Source organism: Shewanella livingstonensis (assembly GCF_003855395.1).
GTDB lineage: Bacteria > Pseudomonadota > Gammaproteobacteria > Enterobacterales > Shewanellaceae > Shewanella > Shewanella livingstonensis.
In genome coordinates this window covers 2,834,576-2,857,458 of sequence record NZ_CP034015.1, presented here as the reverse complement: position 1 = coordinate 2,857,458, position 22,883 = coordinate 2,834,576, and the positions used below count along the sequence as shown (strand labels likewise).

The 22,883-nt window shown below is 42.2% G+C and carries 16 protein-coding genes; 11 read left to right on the top strand and 5 right to left on the bottom strand.

Translation table 11 applies throughout. From position 1 onward, the window contains the following. Positions 1-151 precede the first annotated feature (151 nt). The 6 genes from EGC82_RS12285 to EGC82_RS12260 all read left to right on the top strand — a co-directional run bounded on the left by EGC82_RS12285 (position 152) and on the right by EGC82_RS12260 (position 9,496). The gene (locus tag EGC82_RS12285; protein WP_011637320.1) at positions 152-796 is read left to right on the top strand and encodes a GntR family transcriptional regulator; all 645 of its coding nucleotides are present in this window, start codon (positions 152-154) and stop codon (positions 794-796) included. Positions 797-852: 56 nt separating this feature from the next. Then, the gene (gene prpB, locus EGC82_RS12280; protein WP_123883525.1) at positions 853-1,731 is read left to right on the top strand and encodes a methylisocitrate lyase; all 879 of its coding nucleotides are present in this window, start codon (positions 853-855) and stop codon (positions 1,729-1,731) included. 104 nt (positions 1,732-1,835) lie between these two features. Then, complete coding sequence (gene prpC, locus EGC82_RS12275) at positions 1,836-2,960, top strand: bifunctional 2-methylcitrate synthase/citrate synthase (RefSeq protein WP_124731018.1); 1,125 nt, start codon at positions 1,836-1,838, stop codon at positions 2,958-2,960. 87 nt (positions 2,961-3,047) lie between these two features. Beyond that, on the top strand, positions 3,048-5,639 hold the full coding sequence (gene acnD / locus EGC82_RS12270) for a Fe/S-dependent 2-methylisocitrate dehydratase AcnD (protein WP_124731017.1): 2,592 nt from the start codon (positions 3,048-3,050) through the stop codon (positions 5,637-5,639). Between the two features lie 90 nt (positions 5,640-5,729). Then, positions 5,730-6,899, top strand: a complete 1,170-nt coding sequence (gene prpF, locus EGC82_RS12265) for a 2-methylaconitate cis-trans isomerase PrpF (protein ID WP_124731016.1) — start codon at positions 5,730-5,732, stop codon at positions 6,897-6,899. A gap of 437 nt (positions 6,900-7,336) precedes the next feature. Beyond that, entirely contained in the window at positions 7,337-9,496 is a 2,160-nt protein-coding gene (locus EGC82_RS12260; RefSeq protein WP_124731015.1) for a cation:proton antiporter domain-containing protein, read from the top strand. Between the two features lie 157 nt (positions 9,497-9,653). Here the strand turns inward: EGC82_RS12260 and bcp are convergent, their stop codons facing one another. Continuing rightward, complete coding sequence (gene bcp, locus EGC82_RS12255; protein ID WP_124731014.1) at positions 9,654-10,121, bottom strand: thioredoxin-dependent thiol peroxidase; 468 nt, start codon at positions 10,119-10,121, stop codon at positions 9,654-9,656. A 79-nt stretch (positions 10,122-10,200) separates the two neighbouring features. Continuing rightward, positions 10,201-10,737 (bottom strand): glycine cleavage system transcriptional repressor, encoded by a 537-nt coding sequence (locus EGC82_RS12250; RefSeq protein ID WP_124731013.1) that lies wholly within the window; start codon positions 10,735-10,737, stop codon positions 10,201-10,203. A 284-nt stretch (positions 10,738-11,021) separates the two neighbouring features. Between EGC82_RS12250 and dapA the strand changes: the two genes are divergently transcribed. The 4 genes from dapA (at position 11,022) to EGC82_RS12230 (ending at position 17,683) form a co-directional block, all read left to right on the top strand. Beyond that, positions 11,022-11,906 (top strand): 4-hydroxy-tetrahydrodipicolinate synthase, encoded by an 885-nt coding sequence (gene dapA, locus EGC82_RS12245; protein WP_124731012.1) that lies wholly within the window; start codon positions 11,022-11,024, stop codon positions 11,904-11,906. Positions 11,907-11,910: 4 nt separating this feature from the next. Next, positions 11,911-13,008 carry an outer membrane protein assembly factor BamC gene (gene bamC / locus EGC82_RS12240; RefSeq protein ID WP_124731011.1) on the top strand — a complete coding sequence of 366 codons (1,098 nt, stop codon included), beginning with the start codon at positions 11,911-11,913 and terminating at the stop codon, positions 13,006-13,008. Between the two features lie 500 nt (positions 13,009-13,508). Next, on the top strand, positions 13,509-14,591 hold the full coding sequence (locus EGC82_RS12235; protein WP_124731010.1) for an efflux RND transporter periplasmic adaptor subunit: 1,083 nt from the start codon (positions 13,509-13,511) through the stop codon (positions 14,589-14,591). Continuing rightward, positions 14,588-17,683, top strand: coding sequence for an efflux RND transporter permease subunit (locus EGC82_RS12230; RefSeq protein ID WP_124731009.1), 3,096 nt, complete (start codon positions 14,588-14,590; stop codon positions 17,681-17,683). The genes EGC82_RS12235 and EGC82_RS12230 overlap by 4 nt, the downstream gene beginning before the upstream one ends. Before the next feature lie 228 nt (positions 17,684-17,911). Here EGC82_RS12230 and EGC82_RS12225 read toward each other — a convergent pair whose 3' ends face one another. Both EGC82_RS12225 and fadE read right to left on the bottom strand, forming a co-directional pair. Continuing rightward, on the bottom strand, positions 17,912-18,343 hold the full coding sequence (locus EGC82_RS12225; RefSeq protein WP_124731008.1) for a PaaI family thioesterase: 432 nt from the start codon (positions 18,341-18,343) through the stop codon (positions 17,912-17,914). A gap of 93 nt (positions 18,344-18,436) precedes the next feature. Then, positions 18,437-20,884 (bottom strand): acyl-CoA dehydrogenase FadE, encoded by a 2,448-nt coding sequence (gene fadE / locus EGC82_RS12220; RefSeq protein ID WP_124731007.1) that lies wholly within the window; start codon positions 20,882-20,884, stop codon positions 18,437-18,439. Between the two features lie 248 nt (positions 20,885-21,132). On the opposite strand from fadE, the gene EGC82_RS12215 reads away from it, so the two are divergent. Further along, positions 21,133-21,909 carry a class II glutamine amidotransferase gene (locus tag EGC82_RS12215; RefSeq protein ID WP_124731006.1) on the top strand — a complete coding sequence of 259 codons (777 nt, stop codon included), beginning with the start codon at positions 21,133-21,135 and terminating at the stop codon, positions 21,907-21,909. Here the strand turns inward: EGC82_RS12215 and EGC82_RS12210 are convergent. Beyond that, complete coding sequence (locus EGC82_RS12210) at positions 21,895-22,725, bottom strand: DUF3108 domain-containing protein (RefSeq protein WP_415837637.1); 831 nt, start codon at positions 22,723-22,725, stop codon at positions 21,895-21,897. The genes EGC82_RS12215 and EGC82_RS12210 overlap by 15 nt on opposite strands. Positions 22,726-22,883 lie beyond the last annotated feature (158 nt).

Sequence of the window (22,883 nt, the reverse complement as noted above, 5' to 3'; positions counted from 1 at the left end):
GGTCATAGCTAACGCTTTATGATGAATTGGATTAATTGTCGACAAAAAGTGCCTTTTGGGGTTGTTATACGATTTAAAGGTGCTATATTGTCGACAACTTGTTTTGTGTAACAGTTTTTTAATGTCAGTTTTTATTATCCAAGGTATGAATATGATCCAGCCGATTACTTCTGCAGATAAGACCTTTGTAGCGCTTAGAGACGATATAGTCGAAGGTCGTATTCAGGCCGGCTCTAAATTGAGCGAAACTGAATTGTCGACAAAGTATGCCGTGAGTAGAGCCGTGATCCGTGAAGCCATTAACCGCTTAGAGTCGTGCCATATTGTTGAGCGTAAAGCCAACGTAGGCGCTCGTGTGGTGGCGTTATCTCCACAAGGGTTGATAGAACTGTATCAAGTGCGTGAATCACTCGAAGGCATGGCGGCACGTTTAGCGGCAAAGAACATGACTGATGATGAAATCGCTGATTTGAACCATTTATTACAATCCCACTTTGATGAAGTTAAAGGCGGCGAGTCTTATTATCAAGAAGCAGGTGATGTTGATTTTCATTATCGGATTATTTTAGGCAGTAAAAACAAACACCTAATTTCAATGCTGTTTGATGGCATTTATCATTTAGTGCGCATGTATCGCGTACAACTTGGCATGGCGGGTCCGCGTGTGACCACCGCTTATGATGAACACAAACACATTGTTCAGGCCATTTTAAATCGTGATGCAGAATTAGCTGAAATGCTGATGCGTCGCCACATTATGTATTCTAAAAATAATATCGAACACAAATTATCGTAATGTCTTGCGTGTGGCGTGTTACGCCCACGGTCATAATTGCATATAAGGAAAATATCATGAGCGCAGGTAAAAAATTTCGTCAAGCATTAGCTAACAACAAACCACTGCAAATTGTCGGTACCATTAATGCTTATGCCGCCATGATGGCCAAGCAAATTGGTCATCAAGCCATTTACTTGTCTGGCGGCGGCGTGGCTAACGCCTCTTATGGCTTACCGGATTTAGGCATGACATCACTTAATGATGTCATTGTAGATGTGCAACGTATTACTTCAGCCTGTGATTTACCTTTGCTGGTGGATATTGATACGGGTTGGGGCGGGGCATTTAACATTGCCAAAACCATTCGTGACATGGAAAAGGCCGGCGCTGCAGCAGTGCACATGGAAGACCAGGTGGCGCAAAAGCGTTGTGGTCATCGTCCAAATAAAGAAATTGTGCCAGTAGAAGAAATGGTCGACCGCATTAAAGCGGCGGTTGATGCCCGTACCGACCCTGATTTTTTCATCATGGCGCGTACTGACTCGTTTGCTCAAGAAGGGTTAGAAGCCGCTATCGAGCGTGCTAAAGCGTACGTGGCAGCCGGTGCAGACGGAATTTTTGCCGAAGCCATTAAAACAGAAGAGCATTATCGCGCCTTTGCTGAAGCATTAGATGTGCCTATTTTGGCTAACATTACTGAGTTTGGCCAAACTGAATTGTGGAATAAGCAACAATTAGGCGAGTGGGGCGCGGCAATGGTGTTGTACCCATTGAGTGCATTCCGTGCAATGAACAAAGCGGCTGAAAATGTTTACAGTGCTATTTTAACTGATGGCGACCAAAAAGCAGTGGTAGATACCATGCAAACTCGTATGGATTTATACGACTATTTGGGTTATCACGATTATGAACAAAAATTAGACAGCTTATTTGCCGAAGGTAAAAATAAATAACGGCCTCAGTACGACAGCAAGACTCGATTACAACTAAAATAACAATACCCTACAATCGCGATTTAGCATGGCTAAATCGTGAAAAGCATAAGAAGGAAGATATCATGGTAGACAAGAAATTATCAGGCGCAGGATTACGCGGTCAGAGTGCTGGCGAAACAAAATTATGTACAGTCGGTAAATCAGGTTCAGGCCTAACGTACTGCGGTTACGATGTCTCTGATTTAGCCGATAACGCTACCTTTGAAGAAGTCGCTTATTTATTATTTAACGGCGAGTTACCAAACCAAGCTCAGCTAACTGCATATAAAGCAGAATTGAAAGCGCAGCGTGATTTACCTGATGCACTAAAAGCGGTATTAAAATTAATTCCTGCTGATGCTCATCCAATGGATGTTATGCGTACTGGTTGCTCGTTTTTAGGTAACCTTGAGCCAGAAGTCGATTTCACTCAGCAACACAAAGCGTCGAACCGCTTATTAACCGCATTTCCGGCCATCATGTGTTTTTGGTACCGTTACACTCATGAGGGTGTAGAAATTGATTGCACCACAGATGAAGATTCTCTGGGTGGACATTTTCTTAAACTGCTTCGCGGTGAAACGCCGTCAGCGCAACATCGCCGTGTAATGGATGTGTCGTTAATTTTGTATGCAGAGCATGAGTTCAACGCATCAACCTTTACCGCGCGTGTATGTGCCTCAACATTATCGGATATGTATTCTTGTGTTACCGGTGCGATTGGTTCACTACGTGGCCCGCTGCACGGTGGTGCTAATGAAGCGGCGATGGATATGATCCAAAAGTTCAGCTCGCCAGCCGATGCTAAAGTACAAATGGCATTGATGTTAGCACGCAAAGAAAAAATCATGGGCTTTGGTCATGCTATTTATAGCGAGTCTGATCCACGTAATGTGATTATCAAAAAGTGGTCTGAAAAGCTGGCTCATGAAAACGGTGACACCTCTTTATATGACATCTCTGTCGCGTGTGAAGAGTTTATGTGGGATACCAAAAAGTTATTCTGTAACGCTGACTTCTTCCATGCCTCTGCTTATCATTTTATGGGTATTCCAACTAAGTTATTTACCCCAATCTTTGTCTGTTCACGTTTAACCGGTTGGGCTGCACATGTAATGGAGCAGCGATCGAACAACCGCATTATTCGTCCAAGTGCAGATTATGTCGGCAGTGAGCCTCGTAAAGTGACGCCTATTAGTCAACGTTAATCAACTTGCCGAGTCTCATTATGATGACTCGGCTTTTTTCGATTTAGATTAGCGCTTATTCCTTTCATATTTATTGTGGATGAAGTTATGAATACTCAATACCGTAAAGCCTTACCTGGCACCCAATTAGATTATTTTGACACCCAAGAGGCTGTTGATGCGATTGAGCCTGGTGCCTATGCCAAACTACCTTATTGTTCTCGTGTGTTTGCCGAGAACCTAGTTCGTCGTTGTTCGCCAGAGATGCTTACTGATTCGCTAAAGCAGCTGATTGAGCGCAAAAGTGACCTTGATTTCCCGTGGTATCCGGCCCGTGTGGTTTGTCATGATATTTTAGGTCAAACTGCATTAGTCGACTTAGCAGGCCTGCGTGATGCGATTGCTGAAAAAGGTGGCGACCCCTCAAAAGTGAACCCAGTAGTACCGACTCAATTGATTGTCGATCACTCGCTGGCTGTAGAGCATGCTGGTTTTGAAAAAGACGCGTTTGAGAAAAACCGCGCCATTGAAGACCGCCGCAATGAAGACCGTTTCCATTTCATCAATTGGACCAAAACGGCATTTAAAAACGTTGATGTTATCCAACCGGGTAACGGCATCATGCATCAAATTAACTTAGAGCGTATGTCGCCTGTAGTACATTCGCTAAATGGTGTCGCGTTTCCTGACACATTGGTAGGTACCGACAGCCATACACCTCATGTAGATGCATTAGGTGTTATTGCCATTGGTGTGGGCGGCTTAGAAGCTGAAAGCGTCATGCTCGGCCGAGCATCTTATATGCGTTTACCGGAAATTGTCGGTGTTGAAGTAACAGGTAAGCCACAACCTGGTATTACCGCTACCGATATAGTGCTGGCGTTAACGGAATACTTACGTGCGCAAAAAGTGGTGTCATCGTATCTTGAGTTTTATGGCGAAGGTACCACCCATTTAACCCTTGGCGATCGCGCTACTATTACTAACATGACGCCTGAATACGGCGCCACCGCGGCGATGTTTTATATCGATAGACAAACTATCGATTATCTAACGTTAACTGGCCGTGACGACGAGCAAGTTAAACTAGTTGAAACCTATGCCAAGCAAGCGGGTTTATGGGCTGATACCTTAACTAATGCTGTGTATGAACGTGTATTACACTTTGACTTGTCATCTGTCGGTCGTAACATTGCAGGCCCGTCTAACCCACACAGTCGTGTACCGACATCTGAATTAGCGGCGCGTGGTATTAGTGGCGTGGTTGAAAACGAACCCGGTAAAATGCCCGATGGTGCAGTGATTATTGCCGCTATTACCAGTTGTACTAACACCAGTAACCCACGCAACATGATTGCTGCCGGTTTATTGGCTCGCAATGCTAATGCTCGTGGTTTATTACGTAAACCTTGGGTGAAATCATCGCTTGCGCCTGGCTCTAAAGCAGTGCAATTGTATTTAGAAGAAGCAGGTTTATTGCCTGAGCTTGAAAACTTAGGTTTTGGCATTGTCGGCTTTGCCTGTACCACGTGTAACGGCATGAGCGGCGCGCTTGATCCAGTCATTCAACAAGAAGTGATTGATCGCGACTTATACGCCACAGCAGTGTTGTCGGGCAATCGTAACTTTGACGGCCGTATTCATCCTTATGCTAAACAAGCATTTTTAGCATCACCACCCTTGGTCATTGCTTATGCCATTGCCGGTACGATCCGTTTTGATATTGAAAAAGATATTTTAGGCATCGATAACCAAGGCCAAGAAGTCACCTTAAAAGACATTTGGCCAACCGACGAAGAAATCGATGCAGTTGTTAAAACAAGTGTTAAGCCTGAGCAGTTTCGCAAAGTGTATGAGCCAATGTTCGACATTAAAGTCGAGTATGGCACTCACGTAAATCCACAATATGATTGGCGTCCGCAAAGCACTTATATTCGCCGTCCACCTTATTGGGACGGAGCATTGGCGGGTGAGCGCACCATGAAAGGTATGCGTCCATTAGCAGTGCTGGGTGACAACATCACCACCGATCATTTATCGCCATCAAATGCGATTATGCTCGACAGTGCCGCAGGTGCATACCTAGATAAAATGGGCTTGCCAGAAGCTGATTTTAACTCTTATGCCACTCATCGTGGCGATCACTTAACTGCGCAGCGTGCCACGTTTGCTAACCCTAAACTGTTTAACGAAATGGTGCAGGAAAATGGCAAGGTTAAGCAGGGCTCCCTTGCCCGCGTTGAACCAGAAGGCCAAGTCACTCGCATGTGGGAAGCCATTGAAACCTATATGGAACGTAAGCAACCACTGATTATTATTGCTGGTGCAGATTACGGTCAAGGTTCGTCACGTGACTGGGCTGCAAAAGGCGTGCGTCTTGCTGGCGTTGAAGTGATTGTTGCTGAAGGTTTTGAGCGTATTCACCGTACTAACTTAGTCGGTATGGGCGTGTTGCCACTAGAATTCACAGCAGGCCATAATCGTCATACTTATCAGATTGATGGTACCGAAACTTACGATGTGGTGGGCGAACGCAAACCGGGCGCTATGCTACAAGTGATTATGACTCGTAAAAATGGTGAGCAAGTGACTATTCCGGTTAAGTGTCGTGTTGACACTGCTGAAGAATTGTCAATTTATGAAGCGGGTGGTGTCTTGCAACGGTTCGCGCAAGACTTTCTAGCCAACGAAACCAAGTAATAATTTGATTGTTGTGCCTTACTTAATCGGCAACTTATAAGCTTATTTATAAGTTGCCGGTTTGGTCTTTTGTTATTTTAGGAATATGTGATGGCTCATTTACCACAAATTAAAATTCCAGCGACTTATATGCGCGGCGGCACCAGTAAAGGGGTATTTTTCAGTTTAACTGACCTCCCTCTGGCGGCTCAAGTCCCCGGCGCTGCCCGTGATGCGCTATTATTACGCGTGATTGGTAGCCCAGATCCTTACGCGAAACAAACCGATGGTATGGGCGGCGCAACGTCTAGTACCAGTAAAACGGTTATCTTATCTAAAAGTACTCAAGCCGATCACGATGTTGATTATTTATTTGGTCAAGTCTCGATTGATAAGCCGTTTGTTGATTGGAGCGGTAATTGCGGTAATTTAACCGCAGCGGTTGGCTCATTTGCCATCAGTAATGGGTTAATTGATAAAAGCCGTGTGCCGCACAATGGCACTGCAATCGTGCGTATTTGGCAAGCCAATATCCACAAAACCATTATTGCTTATGTCCCTATTACCAACGGCGAAGTGCAAGAAACCGGTGACTTTGAACTTGATGGTGTGACGTTTGCTGCAGCCGAAGTCCAAGTAGAGTTTTTAGACCCAGCTGACGGTGATGGGGCGATGTTCCCAACCGGTAATGTGGTCGATGAACTTGACGTGCCAGGTGTGGGGACCTTTAACGTCACCATGATTAATGCCGGTATTCCGACCATTTTTATTAATGCCGCTGACATTAATTATCTGGGTACTGAGTTACAAGACGCAATAAATAATGACGACAAAGCCTTAGCGATGTTTGAAACTATTCGAGCCTATGGCGCCGTTAAAATGGGCTTAATTAACCATATTGATGAAGCGATTGCCCGCCAGCATACCCCTAAAGTGGCTTTTGTTGCACCGCCAGTACAATATGTGTCGTCAAGTGGTAAAACCGTGACAACGGATGATATCGATTTAGTGGTGCGCGCATTATCTATGGGTAAATTACATCACGCGATGATGGGCACTGCAGCTGTGGCTATTGGTACTGCTGCTGCAATACCGGGAACCTTGGTTAACTTAGCCGCTGGGGGTGGCGAGCGAACTGCTGTTCGCTTTGGTCATCCTTCTGGCACGCTTAGAGTAGGCGCACAAGCGCAACTCGTTGATGGTCAATGGCAGGTTAAAAAAGCCATTATGAGCCGCAGTGCAAGGGTGCTGATGGAAGGTAACGTTAGGATACCGCAATAGCATAAACGGCTGTTTTTTTTGTTAAATAGATAAAACCTTGGCAATGCCGAGGTTTTTTTTGCTGATTTATTAGACGTTAAGATTAAGGTTATATCATTAACAGACATAAAAATTTAACAATTAAATTATAGAGTTAATATGTTATTTTGTGATTAAACAAAAATGTGATAACCATCAAAAAATGCTTGATCCTGTAGTGAAATTAGTATGTTATATGCTGAATTTATTCCGATATATTGTCATTATTATCTTTAAGAAGAAACGATCTTTCCAAGGTGAGTTAAAAATTTAAATTGAGGTTAGTCGTTAACATCAAAATAACTTTTTGGTTTAAGTTATAAAATCATAAACCAGGAAAATATTACAGTTCACGTATAATCGTGAAGCGCATTGCATAACACGCTAGTGGCAATGTATCGAAAAAGAAGGAAACAAATATGGTTGAACACATCACAGGTATGCTGGCATTAATCGGTGTGCTATCGCTTTTGTGTCAATGGGTTGGTTGGAAGTTACGTCTGCCAGCAATTTTACCGCTTTTATTGTGTGGTTTACTGCTGGGGCCTGGGTTAGGCATATTAGATCCAGATGAAATTTTTGGCGATTTATTGTTTCCTATCATTTCGTTAGGCGTCGCGGTTATCTTGTTTGAAGGTGCGCTGACACTTAACTTTAAAGAAATTAAAGAACATGGCCGAATGGTGACCCACCTTGTCACTATTGGCGCTTTCATTACTTGGGCATGTATTGCACCAGCTGCGCATTTTCTGCTAGGTTTTGATTGGGCTATCGCCATGCTATTTGGTGCGTTAGTAGTCGTAACAGGCCCAACAGTAATTGTGCCTATGTTGCGCACCGTGCAACCTAAATCAAATTTAGCCAGCATTCTTCGTTGGGAAGGCATTGTTATTGATCCAATTGGCGCATTACTCGCGGTATTGGTATTTGAATATATTGCGGTAACGGCAGATCCAACCACCCATGTGCTTTACGCATTAGGCATGACGTTGGTATTGGGTTTTGGTTTAGGTGCACTAGCGGGTTACCTTACCGGTTTGGCCATTCGTAAAAATCTATTCCCTCATTATTTACGAAATACTGCCGTGTTAACCATTATGTTGGGTATTTTTGTTGGCTCAAACATCATGCAAGAAGAGTCGGGCCTATTAACTGTAACGGTGATGGGGATCTGGCTTGCCAACATGCGCGGAGTTGATATTGCCGACATTCTAGAATTTAAAGAAACCTTAACCGTACTGCTTATTTCTGCACTGTTTATTCTGTTAGCGGCACGTCTTGATTCTGGCGCCATGCTTGACCTTGGCTTTGGTGGTATTGGCGTACTATTAGTGACTATGTTTATTGCCCGCCCATTAAGTATTTGGATTTCTGGACTTGGGACTAATTTGCCTTCGAAAGAGAAATGGTTTTTAAGTTGGGTCGCACCTCGGGGTATTGTTGCTGCGGCAATTTCATCATTGTTTGCGATTAAACTTGAAACCGTTGGTTTAGAAGGCGCAAGTTCAATTGTACCGTTAGTGTTTTTAATCATTATCGGCACCGTGGTTATTCAAAGTTTAACGGCAGGTCGTTGGGCGACGTTTTTAGGCGTGAAAGAAGGCTCTAATCAAGGATTATTAATCTTTGGTGCATCTAAGTTTTCCCGTGAGTTGGCTTCAATTTTGATTTCTAAAAATATAAAAGTCATTTTAGCGGATAACAACTGGGACAGCATTCGCCAGGCGCGCATGGACAATATTCCGGTGTACTTTGGTAACCCAGCATCAGAGCATGCATCCAATTTCATGGACTTAAGTGGTATCGGTCGAGTGCTCGTGATGTCGCCGTACCGTCAGTTAAATCCGTTGGTGACTTTTCACTTCCAGGATTTAATGGGTACAGAAAAAGTCTATGGTTTAAATAATGCCGACAGTGCTAGTGCACGTCATCAGTTGTCTGAATCTTATTTAAAGCGCTTATGTTTGTTTGGTGAAAATATTTCTTACGCTAAAATTGCTACCTTAATGGCAAAGGGTGCAGTACTAAAAATCACTAATATTACTGAGAACTTCACCTTTGAGCACTTTAAAAAACGCTATGGTGAATCTGCTATGCCGTTGGTTTACTTAACCAAAGAAGGCAAGGTTAAAGTGATTTCTGGTGTTGAAACCATTGTTCTGCCAGTGGGCATAGAGTTAATTAGTTTATTGCCACAAGAAGCGCAAGACCAAGCGATTATTCAACGTGCATTAGATGACGAAGCTGATCGCCAAGCTAAAGCATTAGCTGATGCAGAAGCAAAAGCGGCTGCAGAAGCAAGAGCTATTCGCGAAGCGCAAGAAGCAGAGCAGCGTGCCATTGAAAAAGCACGCCGTAAAGAAGAAGAGTTAGCACAGTTTGAAGAGCAGGAAAAGGCACGCTTATTGGCTGAGGAAGAGGCGACATTAGTGAAGCAAGAAGCCTCTGAACTGGCTAAAGAGTTAGCCGCAAAAGAGAAGGCTAAGCAAGTTGCAATGGTAACAACAGAGTCTACTGACGATGTAACCCCCGCAGATGACGATAAGCCAGCACCAACAAACGAGCCTAAAACGGTTTAAATATGAGGGCGATTGCGCTAAATATATCGCAATAGCAAAAACGAAAAAGGCTTAGCAATTAAATGCTAAGCCTTTTTGTTGGATGCTATCTTTACCAAGCAGTTTATTGAGGCAAATATTTCATGTGATTTAACTCAAATGTATTAGCTCAAATAAATTAGTCTGCTAGCGTAGTTAACACGACTTGATGATGATCTTTAGTTTTAAATTTGTTAAGTAAATGACTTACTTTGCCATCTGTACCAATAATAAAACTCAAACGTTGAATTCCATCATAAATTTTTCCCATAAACTGCTTTTTACCCCAAACCCCAAAAGCATCGGCAACGGCGTGGTCTTCATCACTTAACAAGGCAAAATTGAGTTGCTGTTTGTCGGCAAACTTGGCCAGCTTAGCCACAGGATCTGGGCTAATACCAAAGACGGTTACGTTCAGGTCATCAAGCTGAGCTTTGATATCGCGTAGACCTTGTGCTTGTACTGTGCAACCAGGTGTAGAAGCTTTAGGGTAGAAGTATACCAACACAGGTCCTTTGGATAGGGTATCTTGTAAAGACACGTTTTCGCCTGCTTGATTTTGTAAGGTGAATTTGGGTGCTGTGTCACCAACTTGTAATGTATTCATTATGTTCCCTTATCTATATAGTTGATTATTAGATCATTTTTAGCAAAAAAGCTCACCACTAACGAGATAAAAAATTGGACTAAGGCGCCGCAATACCCTGCATGCGTTTAATACTGCATTCTAATGACATCGACTCGGCCAACTCATGTATACCTTGTTCAAGTTTCAATAAGTTGACTTTTTCAGGGATGTTAATGGCTAACAAAATAGACTGGGTTTTTAGATTGTTATTGTCATCAGCGTGGGAGCGCACTGCAGCTAAATCGAGGCCTCTTTCAGCCAAAAATTGAGTAATACTCTTCATGGTTCCGCGTTGGTCTTCGCCATTAAAAATGACTTCAATACGAGAGACAAAGTTTTTTGGAGTATGTTTGGACGTTCGCTTCATAACCGTCATGAGTTCAAGTTCAACGCTCAAGGCGGGTAATAGACTTTCAATTTTTGTAATTGCTGACCAAGAGCCTGATATCATCATAATTAGGGTAAATTCATTACCAAATAATGCCATACGACTGTCGACTATATCGCAATCACAATCACTTGCTAAACGCGCTAAACGACTCACTAATCCTGGACGGTCTGCGCCCATTGCCGTAACGACCAGAAAATTGGTCATGGATTTTCCTCACTTTTTGATATCGTAGAGCGAAAACTTATGCCGAAGCTTATAAGTTTTGGTGCGGGTGCTAATGCTATCATTTTTCGCTAAAACACCTCAATATAGTAACCTATATCACTCACATAAATGTGATTATTTTTTAGCGCTATAGCTTCAAAGATGCTAGGTTACGCTGCATTAAATAGCATAAATGACTTATTTAAGATTATGGTTACCGAAGAGCTTGTCATTAGTGGTTGGCATCAGTAACATAGCGAATCCTGAAACCGTGGGGAAGATAGATGATAAACGGAAGCATCGTAGCCTTAATCACACCAATGAATAGTGATGGCACAGTAGATTATGCAAGTCTTGAACGACTTGTTGAGTTTCATATTGAACAAGGTACTGATGCTATTGTTGCTGTCGGTACTACAGGCGAGTCTGCCACTTTGCCGATGACAGAGCACGCAGCTGTTGTTAGTCAAACTGTTAAGTTTGCATCAGGTCGTATTCCTGTTATTGGTGGTAATGGCGCAAATGCCACTGCCGAAGCGATTGAATTAACCAAATCAATGCAAAAATCAGGTGTTGTCGCCATGCTTGGCGTTACCCCTTATTATAATAAACCAACGCCTAAGGGATTAATTGCCCATTATACGGCCGTTGCTGCTAGTACTGACATTCCTCAAATTCTTTATAATGTGCCAGGTCGTACTGCTGTTGATATGAAGCCAGAGACTGTTGCTGAGTTATCAAGTGTGAGTAATATTGTCGGCGTTAAAGAAGCCACAGGCGATTTAAGCCGTGTTGCGCGTTTACGTGAACTGTGTGGTGATGATTTCTTACTTTACAGCGGTGATGATGCTACAGCTCGTGAGTTTTTATTACTTGGTGGTAATGGCGTCATTTCTGTGGCAAATAATATTGTTCCGCACGCGTTTAAAACCATGTGTGATGCTGCGTTAGCCAAAGATGCAATATTAGCTGAAACAATCGATCAACCATTAATGGGGATTTATCGCTCGTTATTTTGTGAAGCCAACCCAATCCCAGTGAAATGGGCTGTTCATAGAATGGGTTTGATAGCTAATGGTCATATTCGTTTACCTTTAACTGAACTTTCTGAGCAGTTTCATGGTCTGTTAATAGAAACAATGAAACAAGCTCATATTGAGGTAAAATAAATTCATGTTAAAGAAAGTCACTCCGTTACTCCTTGTTGCAGCTGTTTCAGCTTGCAGTACGCCATTAGATCGCCGTCAGGCGAATGGTAATGATGATTTCGTTAATGCAGAAACTACGCCATTATTAACGATCCCACAGGGCTTAAATACGCCTACTTACAGCAAGGAATATGATATTCCTGCTGTAAGCAATAAGGTCAATAAGCTGCTTGTTGGTAAAAATCTCGATATTCGTGCGCCATTACAAGTGTTACCAATGGCCGAAGGTACACATATCGAAGAAAGCAGTGACAATATTCGTGTTGTGATTGAATCTATTGAAAGTACCACAGATTTAAAGCAAGAAATTTATGATGTTATTGATGGTTATTTAGCTAAAAACAATATTGCCGTTCTCAGTGAAAACTTTGAAGAAGGTTTTATTGAAACAGATTGGATTGAGAATGATGAAATCATCGAGTCTAATTGGTGGAGCAGCGACAAAGTATATCAATTACGTCAGCGTTATCGTTTTCAAGTAGACGTAAAACCTCATGGCCGCTCAGGTTCTGTGGCGATAGACTTAGTTGAACACCAAGAGTTTTATGATGATAAAGATCAAAAAATCTTATTAAGCGGTGAAGATAAGCGTCGTTACACCACTGATATGCTAAACAATGCGATTGCTTACATGAGCGTTAAGCGTGATCAAGCTATTCGTGCTGCGCGAATTGAGCAAAGCTTGGGTATTAAAGTCGATTTAGTGACTGATGCTACCGAGTCTGCTTATTGGTTGGCCGATGCAAACTATAAATCTGTATGGGACCGTTTACGCTTAGTGTTACCTGAAATGGGCTTTGATGTTGTTGATACCGATAACAGTAAAGGCTTGTTTTATATTAACTTAGAAGAAAGCGGTGGTTTCTGGAGCTCGTTGTGGAGCGAAGAAAAATTGTCATTGAAAAAAGGCAATTATCGTTTACTGCTTAAAGAAACTGATGATGTAAACCAGACTAAAATATTGTTACACGATGTAGAAGACAAACCTCTTTCAGACGAGTCTATTACCGAAGTGTACAAAATAATTTCTGACTTAATGCAAGAAGATCGTAAAGTTCGTTAAGGTTTATTATTAGCAGATTTAAACATAAAAGAGACGCATTGAGCGTCTCTTTTTGTTTTTTAATTCGCGCTATACTCCCATGTAAAAATACGCCGCTTATTCAACAGAACGCTAATCAGTTAGTCTCAATATTCAGTTAAGCCCTCCATCACACCCAAAAGATTTCTTATTTACAATACGGTTTCATCGCGGGTAACGCATGTACATCAGTAAAGAATAAGAATTGTGCGGTAACTATTTGTCACAGCATGTGTCGATAATGTAGCTTTGTTAGTGTTTTGTTATTCATATTATGGCTAACAGTGTGCATGTATGCATAAATGGATGGTCAAATAAGCAATAAAGTGCATATAAATATCATATGAACTATTTGTTTAATATGTTCGTAATTTGTAAGCAAAAGTAAAACGGCTTGCTGTAGATTTATTGCTAAGTACAATTACAGTAGCTCATTAATCCTCTATATAATTCATTTAGCCTTTAATGGTTACGGAATCACAATGAAAAAGATAATCCTACTGATTGTCGTAGTGCTCGTCGCACTGTCGGCCTACTATTTAATGTCTCCTAAAGAAGAGATAGTTCAACGCCCTAGGCCTATCCCTAATGTTGTTGTTGCCAGCGTTGAAATTATGCCTATTCGTGATGAAGTAGAAGCGTTAGGCACAGGCAAAGCATTTGAATCGATTATCGTGACATCCAAAGTGACTGAAATAGTGACTAAGATTAATTTTAATGATGGTGATTTAGTTGAAAGGGGTACGCTTTTAGTGCAGCTGAGAAATGACGAACATAAAGCTAAAGTAGCCGTTACCGAAATTAAGTTAGTTGAAAATCTCCGCGAATTAGATCGTATCCGTTCACTGGTTACCAGTAAAACGATTGCTGAATTAGAGCGCGATCGTTTACAAAGTTTAATTGATACCACCCGCGCAGAAGTTCAGCAGGCAAAAGCGGCTCTTGAAGATCGTGCAATTAAAGCACCCTTTGCAGGCAAGTTAGGCCTACGCCAAGTGAGTGTCGGCAGCTTAGTTAGTCCTGGTGAGCAAATCAGTACTTTAGATGATGTCAGTAAAATTAAATTAGACTTTTCTGTACCAGAACGTTTTATTCAAGAGTTACAGCCAGGTAAACTCGTTGAAGCCAGAGCGGTTGCATACCCTGAACAGATATTCAAAGGCGTTGTTACGTCAATTGACACCCGCGTAAACCCTGATACCCGAGCTGTAGTTGTGCGTGCGGTAATGCCTAATGACGATTTTAAGTTATTGCCTGGTATGTTGATGAAAGTCCGTCTTATTAAACAAAGTCGTGAAGCACTGCTGTTACCCGAAGCCGCTATTATCCCTATTCAAAACAAACACTTTGTTTATATTGTTAGCGCTGAAAATAAAGTAGAGCAAGTACAAGTGACTTTAGGTACACGTACCCGTGGTTGGGTTGAGATTACCCAGGGGCTTGAAGTCGGTCAACAAGTGATTATTCGCGGTATTCTAAAAGTGCGTCCTGGTGATGAAGTTACAGTACAGCAAGCTGAAAACTTTAAGTTTGTTCAAGTAGAAGGTATGGAGAAGTCGGCATGATATTAACTGACTTATCGGTTAAAAGGCCGGTTTTAGCTTCTGTTATCAGTATTTTACTTGTTGTATTAGGTTTAGTGTCATTTGGAAAATTACCGTTACGTGAATATCCCAACATTGATCCACCAATTGTGTCGGTGGAAACCAGCTATCGTGGTGCCAGTGCCTCCGTCGTAGAAAGTCGGATTACTCAGCTGATTGAAGATCAAATTAGTGGCGTAGAAGGCATTCGTCATATCAGTTCGTCTAGTAGCGATGGTCGCTCAAGTGTGACCATTGAGTTTGATATTAATCGTGATATTGAAGCCGCGACCAACGATGTTCGTGACCGTATTTCTGGTTTATTGGAGCAATTACCCGAAGAGGCAGATGCGCCTTCGATTTACAAGGCCAACGGCAGCGACGAAGTTATTATGTGGCTCAATTTGGTGTCAGACCAAATGGATATCTTGCAGTTAACAGATTATGCCAACCGCTATTTAGTGGACCGCTTTTCGGTTATCGATGGTGTATCCACGCTGCGTTTAGGTGGCGGTAAAGTATATGCCTTGCGCATTTGGATTGACCGGCAAGCATTAGCGTCACGCAATTTAACCGTGTCAGACGTTGAAACGGCATTACGTTCTGAAAACGTTGAATTACCTGCAGGATCAATTGAATCAAAAGAACGCCATTTTACCGTTCGTTTAGACAGGGTATTTAAAACGGCCGAAGATTTTTCAAACTTGGTGATTACCCAAGGTGATGACGGCTACTTAGTTAAGCTCGGCGATGTGGCAAAAGTTGAAATTGGCTCTGAAGAAGAACGGATTATCTTCAGGGGCAATAAAGAATCCATGATTGGGTTAGGGGTGAGTAAACAATCAACCGCAAACACTCTAGAAGTGGCGCGAGCGGCCAATGCCTTAGTGGATAAGCTTAACCCAACATTACCAGCGGGTATGCAGATTAAGCGCTCATACGACAGCTCGGTATTTATTGAAGCCTCTATTGATGAAGTATACCAAACCCTGTTTATTGCCATGGTATTAGTCATTGTGGTGATTTATTTATTTCTAGGCTCGGTGAGGGCAATGTTAATCCCTGCTATCACAGTGCCAGTGTCTTTGCTTGGCACCTTTATTGTACTTTATGCACTTGGTTACACCATTAATTTATTAACCTTACTCGCGATGATCCTGGCGATTGGTATGGTGGTTGATGATGCGATTGTGATGCTAGAAAACATTCATCGACGTATCGAAAATGGTGATTCACCTTTAAAGGCGGCCTTCTTAGGTGCGCGCGAAGTGGGGTTTGCTGTAGTTGCAACAACACTCGTGCTGGTTGCTGTGTTTATGCCCATTACCTTTTTAGAGGGTGATTTAGGCAAGTTGTTTAAAGAGTTTGCCGTAACCATGAGTGCGGCGGTGATATTTTCGAGTATTGTCGCGTTAACGCTAACACCAATGATGTGTTCTAAATTACTCAAGCCAGCAGGGCAAGACCCGTGGTTGGTTAAGCAAGTCGATAAGATGATGAATACCTTATCTGGCTGGTATTTAGTGAGTCTCAAAACCGGGATGAAACGGCCGGTGTTAGTATCGTTAGTGGTACTCATAGCGTTTGGGCTGAGTGGTTATTTAATCAACAAAGTGCCACAAGAATTTGCTCCGCAAGAAGACCGCGGAGCGATGTTCTTAATCGTAAACGGTCCACAAGGTGCCAGCTTCGAATACATTGAAAAATACATGGACGAAGTGGAAGGGCGTTTAATGCCGTTGGTTGAAACTGGCGAAATTAAGCGCTTATTGATCCGTGCCCCTCGTGGTTTTGGAACTGCTGCTGATTTTTCTAATGGCATGGCTATTATTGTGCTCGAAGATTGGGCTGAGCGTCGCAGTGCCAACGAAATCATTGTCGATATTCGTAATCGTTTAGCTGATTTAGCAGGCATTAGAGCGTTCCCTATTATGCGCCAAGCTTTTGGGCGTGGCGTAGGGAAACCGGTGCAGTTTGTCATTGGTGGTCCAAGCTACGAAGAACTTGCGCAGTGGCGGGACATTATGATTGAAAAAGCCAAAGATAATCATAATATTGTTGGCTTAGATCATGATTACCAAGAGACTAAACCGCAATTGCGGGTGGTGATAGATCGTGAACGTGCAGCAGATTTAGGCGTGTCTATTTCTCATATTGGTCGAACTCTCGAGTCAATGCTAGGTTCGCGTTTAGTGACTACCTTTATGCGTGATGGTGAAGAGTACGATGTAATAGTGGAGGGTAATCGTGATAATCAAAGCACTGCGACGGACATGGAAAACATCTATGTACGTTCAGATCGCTCGCAAGAACTGATCCCACTATCGAATTTAGTCTCAGTTGAAGAGTTTGCTGATGCAAGTTCATTGAATCGATACAACCGTATGCGTTCAATCACCTTAGAAGCTAATTTAGCGGCTGATTATAGCCTAGGTGAAGCATTAGATTACATGAATGACCTTGCTGCGACTTATTTACCTGCTGAAGCGGTAATAAGCTATAAAGGTCCATCACTTGACTATCAAGAGTCAGGTAGCTCAATGAACTTTGTTTTTGCACTGGCTTTAGGTATTGTATTTTTAGTCTTAGCTGCTCAGTTTGAGAGCTTTATTCATCCTATGGTGATCATGCTAACCGTTCCGCTCGCCACTTTAGGTGCGCTTGTGGGTCTGTGGTTAACAGGTCAGAGTATTAACATATACAGTCAAATTGGTATTATTATGTTAATAGGCTTAGCGGCTAAAAATGGTATTTTGATTGTTGAGTTCTCTAATCAACTGCGCGACCGCGGAGTTGAATTTCAGCAAGCTATTTTACAGGCGTCTACGCAGCGGTTACGTCCTATTTTAATGACAGGTATAACCACAGCAGCAGGCGCGATTCCATTAGTGATGGCCTCAGGAGCTGGGGCTGAAACCCGTTTTGTTATAGGTGTTGTGGTGTTATCAGGCATTTTACTGGCGACGTTCTTTACTTTGATTGTTATTCCGGTTGCTTACAGCTTATTTGCTCGTAACAGTAGTTCACCGGAAGCGGTTGCTAAGCAGTTAGAAATCGAATTACAAGACGATTAATATTAGCCAAAGTACTTAAATAAGCATATCAAAAAGCCAGTCATATAAATGACTGGCTTTTTTAGTTAACTCGTTTCGACTCTGATTTATTTGCACTTATAAAATAGCTTTTTATCTCATTACCTGGGTTAGACAGACTTATAATCGCTTCAGTACTGACCTTTAATCGACATTATTAATAAAAATAGGTGACCCATTTTCGAATCTGACTCGGTTTAATTATGTTGGCTATTTACCGCGAAGAATCAGGCAGCTTGCTGTTGCCGTAGCTAATAATTTACCGTCTTCAGTGGTTAAGGTTGCTTGTGCAATACCCAATGACTTAGACAAGTTCATCACACTGCCTTTGGCTAATAAACGTTGCTTTTGTGGCACTGGGCGCACCATTTTAATATTCAAATCAATAGTTGAGTAACCGACACCAGCTGGTAAAGCTGAATGGACTGCACATGCGGTTGCTGAGTCCAGTACAGTGGCGGCAAAACCACCATGCACGCCGCCCATCGGATTGAGATGACGCTCATCAGCGAAGGCTTCGAAGGTGACTTGGCCTTCGCAGACTTCAATAGCGGCCATTGGCATGGTTTGGGTAATTGAAGGAGCAGGGATATCGCCGTTAAGCATGGCTTGCATTAATTGTAATCCTGTAAGGTGTTTCATCTTAGTCCTTTAGCGATATGATTAATGTGTCAATATAAAAAAGGGTAAAGCTTGCGCTTTACCCTTTTTATTTTTAGGTCAAAAACCTAGCAGCTAAGCTGCTCTTTCTTGCTTTGCTTTTGGTGCAAGTTGCGCACGAAGTTCATCGGTATCGAAGTCATCAACGTTAATTGATTTCAAGCGACCAATTTCAGCTTGTTCAAGTAAAGCGATTTCGCTGTCGCTTAACACACCAAGCGCTTTACCTTCTGCAGCAATTTTGTCTAACCACATAAATGGCAGACGTTTACCAGCAGCTTTACAGACTTTATCGTACAGTGGTTCTGCGGCAAGGATATCTTTGAACGTCTGTTCTTGGATACCGACAGGGTTGAACTCAGAGGGAGTCCAGAACTGACCTTTGCCTAAACGGTCACGGCTCGCACAAGGCGTTTGCATGATCTTAGCCACTTTATGATCTAACACATCACTAGGACGCTTAATTGGACGACCAAACGGGAAGATAACCGCACGTAGTGCAATACCAAGACCCATTGGGAAGTTGTTAAGTAAGTCATCTAATGAATCTTGTAACTTGTATAATGAATCTTCAACAGCCCATTGTACTAAAGGTAAATCTTCAGTTAAACGGCCATCATCTTCATAACGTTTTAACGTTGCAGAAGTCAGGTATAGTTGGCTCAATAAGTCACCTAAACGTGCAGAAATACGTTCTTTACGTTTTAGATTACCACCTAGTGTAGCCATTGCTAAGTCAGACAATAACGCTAAGTTAGCACTGAAACGGTTCATCTGCTGGTAGTAACGTTTGGTTTTATCTGAATAAGGGCTATTTGAGAAATGAGATGAGGTTAAGCCCATCCAAAAACTACGAATAAAGTTAGACGTTGCAAAACCAATATGACCAAAGATTGCAGCGTCAAAATTAGCTAAACCACGGCTTGCATCGGTATCAAATGCTGATTCCATTTCGGCCAATACATATGGATGACAGCGGATAGCCCCTTGTCCATAAATAATCATTGAACGAGTTAGAATGTTGGCACCTTCAACGGTAATCGCAATAGGTGCGGCTTGGTAGCCACGGCCTAAGTAGTTATTTGGTCCCAGACATACACCTTTACCACCGTGAATATCCATCGCATCAATAATGCATTTCTGCATTCTGTCGGTTAAATGGAATTTAACGATAGCGGATACAACCGATGGTTTTTCACCTAAATCAATCGCCGTTGTAGTAAGAGTTGCTACAGCGTCCATAAGATAAGCATTACCGCCTAAACGTGCCATTGGCTCTTCGATGCCTTCTAACTTACCAATTGGTAACTTAAATTGACGACGAATACGTGCATAAGCGCCCGTTGCAACAGCAGCTGTTTTTACGCCACCAGCTGAGTTTGACGGTAGGGTAATACCACGACCCACAGATAAACATTCAACTAACATTCTCCAACCTTGGCCGGCCATTTCTGGACCACCAATAATGAAGCTTAATGGCACAAACACTTCGTTGCCGCGTGTTGGACCATTTTGGAACATACAGTTCAATGGAAAATGACGACGACCAGTTTCAACACCTGGAATATCCGTAGGGATAAGCGCACAAGTGATACCTAATTCTTCTTTATCACCTAATAGGTGATCCGGATCGCGCAGTTTAAACGCTAAACCTAATACCGTCGCAACAGGTGCTAGGGTAATATAACGTTTGTTCCAGGTTAGCTTCATACCAAGCACTTCTTCGCCTTGGAATTCACCTTTACATACCACACCAAAATCTGGAATAGAACCCGCATCGCTGCCTGCTTCTGGACTAGTGAGTGCAAAACATGGCACTTCTAAACCTTGGGCTAAACGAGGCAAATAATGATCTTGCTGATCTTTAGTTCCATAGTGTTGTAACAACTCACCAGGGCCTAACGAGTTAGGCACACCGACTGTTGATGCTAATTCGCTACTCACGCCTGCGAGTTTTTGCAGTACGCAAGACTGGGCATAAGCAGAGTATTCTAAACCGCCATACTTTTTCTTAATGATCATGGCAAAGAAGCCATTGTCTTTAAGGAACTGCCATATGTCCTGAGGTAAATCACCAAGCACATGTGAAACCTGGTGTTGATTAGTCATTTTACAAACTTCTTCAACAGGACCATCTAAGAATGCTTGCTCATCTGCAGTTAACCGCGCTTTAGGATAGTTATGTAATTTGCTCCAGTTAGGATTACCGGCAAATAAATCTGCTTCCCACCACGTTGTACCGGCTTCAATAGCTTCTTTTTCTGTAGAAGACATTTCTGGCATGATACCGCGATACACTTTTATCAGTGGACGACTGATAAAGTTTTGTCTGAATGATTTTATGTTTAACGGAAGTGCAATAACAAGGAATACAATCCATGTAATTACACCAATAATGTCCATAGTGCTACCAACGACTAACACAATCGCCGCAGCAATCGTTGTTGATAATAGCGATACTCTTAAGTATGCCATCGCGCCGAGCACAAAGATCATCGCGATGATCCAAAGTAGGGTGGTCACTGTACTTCTCCTTAAAGCTATTTATGTAGGCAAGATAGCTTATTTATTGTTGATCTCATTCACAAGAAAGATTGTGGTCAGACCTGTGTCACTTAAAAGTTAACCTTATGCCGCCTCGAATACAAGTATTATTCAAACAATTGTTTAAATATTTGTGTGTTAGAAATATTCCACTCAATTGGCTTACTCGATACAATACGTTTATGAAAAGTGTTTAGCTCAATATAGCAACTAAAAAGGCAAGGCTAATGTGTGAATTACTGGCGATGAGTGCCAATGTGCCAACAGATATTGTGTTTAGTTTTACAGGCTTGGCTGAGCGAGGCGGAATAACCGGTCCTCATGTTGATGGTTGGGGGATTACCTTTTATGAAGGCAAAGGAAACCGCACGTTTAAAGATGCTTGTCCTAGCAGTAAATCACATATTGCACAGTTGATTAAGTCATATCCGATTAAAAGCGAGATAGTTATAAGCCATATTCGTCAAGCTAATCGTGGCTGTGTTTCTTTGGTCAATACTCATCCATTTAGCCGTGAGCTATGGGGCCGCTATTGGACCTACGCACATAATGGTCAATTATCAGATTACCAAGCGAAATTTGCCGTGTCTCGTTTTCAACCTGTAGGGGATACCGACAGTGAATTGGCTTTTTGTTGGATATTGGAATCGGTGGTCAATAAGTTTGGCGATTTTGAACCTGAAAGTATGACGAATGTATTTGAGTATATAAGCCAACTTGCCGATGAGATAAGACAACTGGGCGTGTTTAATATGTTGTTGAGCAATGGTATAGATTTAATGACATATTGTACGAATAATTTGTGCCATATCACCCGCAGGGCGCCATTTGGCCAGGCAACTTTAATTGATACTGATGTTGTCATCGATTTTAGTCAAGAAACCACGCCAAATGACGTGGTAACTGTTATTGCGACTCGCCCATTAACCAACAATGAGAATTGGGTTGTTTTACAGCCCGGTGAGTGGAAGTTATTTCGTCAAGGTGAGTTAATCCGCAGCTAATTGCTTAATCTCGTCCAATTCAGACTCACTAATATCGGTCTCACTTTCAGCTACTACGGCAAGCTCATCAATAGCAGCCGAACCTTGATCTTTAGGGCCATCAATAACGATTGGTGTCATAGGCGGTAAAGGCTTTTCATATTGGTAGCTTGCTAGCTGAATATCCAGTTGCTTACTGCCTTTTGAAAAGTGACTTAATCGAACTGGCAGATAAGCTAAATCCGGCGCCATCCAGAAAAATGTTTGTCTTTTGGTGCTATCACGCACGACTTCAACTTTAACGGTATCGTAAGTGCCGCTTTCTATAGTGACTTTTTCATTGCCTAATACTCTAAATTGATAGTCATCAACTTCTTTTTCTTTAACCATTTTATAATCTAATGGCCGTAGATTGGCTGCGAGATCCATTCTGAATTGTAATTGGACCATTAAAGGATCAAATACTTTTTCTTGGTATGGCAGCTTTAGGGCTTCTTGTTTGTAGATGGTATGAATAAATTTCTGCGCTTTAGCAAATGCAGTTTGTTCAGTGTAATCACTGCCGGTACCTGTGCGTTCTTGTATGTATCTAAATGGCACTAATTTGCCGTTTTCAAGGGTAAATTCACTGGTAAGGTGGCGTTGATCAGACAGCATTAATAAACTAACATCACTATCAAAATGATAACTGTAAAAACCACTGTCGGTTGCAGGTAAGCGATAATTTGCCACCCCTAATTCTATGCTGCCGTAAAATACCTTGTATTGAGCACTATGAGCCGTTAATGGTGATAAAATAGCGGCTTGTTCAATGTCACTTAATGATGCTAGTGAGATAGTTTGCTCAATTTTTTCTGCAATAACGGCAGTTTCTGACAGAGGCAATTTAACCGTAGACTCATTATCGGCAGTGAGTGGTTGGTTTTCAGAGGCATGTGCGTCAACCACAGGGCTAATACACAAGATTAACGTGAATAAGCGAGTTAATTTATTGA